This window comes from Nevskia sp., assembly GCF_023266035.1.
Lineage (GTDB): Bacteria > Pseudomonadota > Gammaproteobacteria > Nevskiales > Nevskiaceae > Nevskia.
Genome location: NZ_JAHFRY010000121.1, coordinates 1 through 1744, shown reverse-complemented (window position 1 = coordinate 1744; position 1744 = coordinate 1). Strand labels below are relative to the sequence as shown.

Below are 1744 nucleotides of genomic sequence, written 5' to 3'. Positions count from 1 at the left end.
CGCACTGAAAAACAAGGCCAGCACCGGGATCGAGAGGCTGGCAATACGTACGCTCATGTTTAGAACTCAGTTGTTGAAAGTAGGAATAGCGCCGAAATCTCTATGATTTTCCCTGGCCAGATAAATTCAGAAATTTCTATTAATCAAAACGTTGCGCGCATGGATAAACGGCCCAGTCGAAATTCGACAATGGCCAGATGTCCGAACAATTGAGATTTCCCCATTTTTTTGCAGCGCAATCTATTATTGCGGAGTTTTTCTAAATCTGTACTCGCCCTGATACACTTTTTCCAAGCATACGGCATGCCATCGCCGCGGCTTTTCGAGCCGATCAACTAACCCAATGGCGGCCTCTCTGGCCGATTACGGGCTTCGTCCCTAAAGTGCCGATACGATCCCCAGGCCCCCAAACCTCCGATGCGCCACGCTGACTGGTATTTCGATTTCATCTCCCCGTATGCCTACTTCGCGCTGCTGCGGCTGGACGAATTGCCGGGCGACGTCGATATCCGGCTGAAGCCGCTGCTGTTCGCCGGTCTGCTGAATCACTGGGGACAGAAAGGGCCGGCGGAGATTCCGGCCAAGCGGCTCTGGACCTACCGCTCCTGCGCATGGACCGCAAAGACGCTGGGCATTCCGTTCCGTGCGCCGGCCGCTCATCCGTTCAACCCGTTGCCCTACCTGCGGCTGGCGATTGCCGCCGGCTCGACGCGCGCGGCCGTCCACACCATCTTCGAGGCGCTATGGACCACCGGTGCTGATCCCTCGGATCCGGCTATGGTCGCTGCGTTGGCCGCCCGGCTGTCAGTTCCGATCGCCGCGCTGACGACGGCGGATACCAAACAGATCCTGCGCACGAATACCGAATCCGCCGCTGCAGCCGGCGTGTTCGGAGTGCCTACGCTGCTGATCAACGGCGAGCTGTTCTGGGGTGTCGACGGCCTGGACTTCGCAAAAGCCTACCTGGCCGATCCATCGATCTTGGCCAGCGAGGAAATGCAGCGCATCTCGACTTTGCCGATCGCCGCCTCACGAATCTGAAGCTGCGAAATGCTGTTTAGCGTCGCCGCCCGGTAGCGCCGGTCAGCGAACCGAGCAGCCCACGCAACAGCTGCCGCCCAACCTCTCGACCCACCTGCGAGCCGACGCTGCGGACTACGCTTTTAGCCGCCGCCTCGAATACCGTTTCGCGATTTGAAGGCCGTGCGGTTGGTCGTGTGGCTGGCGTTGGTGCAGGTACGGCGCTTCCGGAATCCCACCAGCCGCCGCCTTGTGGGGCCGATGGAGCCGCCGCAGGCGCCTGATCGGCTGCCTCCGGCGCTGCGCGCGCCGCGAGCTTTTCGTAGGCGGATTCCCGGTCCACCGCGGTGTCGTACTTGCCGCCGACCGGGCTGCGCGAGCGGACCATCTTGCGTTCATCCGGTGTGATCGCGCCGATCCGCGACCGCGGCGGGCGGATCAAGGTGCGTTCGACGATGCTGGGAATGCCGCCTTCGCCGAGGCAGGACACCAGCGCTTCGCCGACGCCGAGCTGCTGAATCGCTTCGGAGACATCGAGCTTCGGGTTGGCGCGGAAGGTTTCGGCCGCTGCCTTGACCGCCTTCTGGTCGCGCGGTGTGAACGCCCGCAGCGCGTGCTGCACGCGATTGCCTAACTGGCCGAGCACGGCATCGGGCAAGTCCAGCGGGTTCTGGGTGACGAAGTAGACGCCGACGCCTTTCGAGCGGATCAGCCGCACCACCTG

The 1744-nt window shown here is 62.0% G+C and carries 2 protein-coding genes; one reads left to right on the top strand and one right to left on the bottom strand.

The window, feature by feature from the left end; translation table 11 throughout:
- Window positions 1–417 precede the first annotated feature (417 nt).
- Complete coding sequence (locus tag Q0D45_RS16855; RefSeq protein WP_293395390.1) at window positions 418–1041, top strand: 2-hydroxychromene-2-carboxylate isomerase; 624 nt, start codon at window positions 418–420, stop codon at window positions 1039–1041.
- 16 nt (window positions 1042–1057) lie between these two features.
- Here Q0D45_RS16855 and Q0D45_RS16850 read toward each other — a convergent pair.
- On the bottom strand, window positions 1058–1744 hold a 687-nt coding region (locus tag Q0D45_RS16850), incomplete at its 5' end, for a helicase HerA-like domain-containing protein (protein ID WP_293395387.1).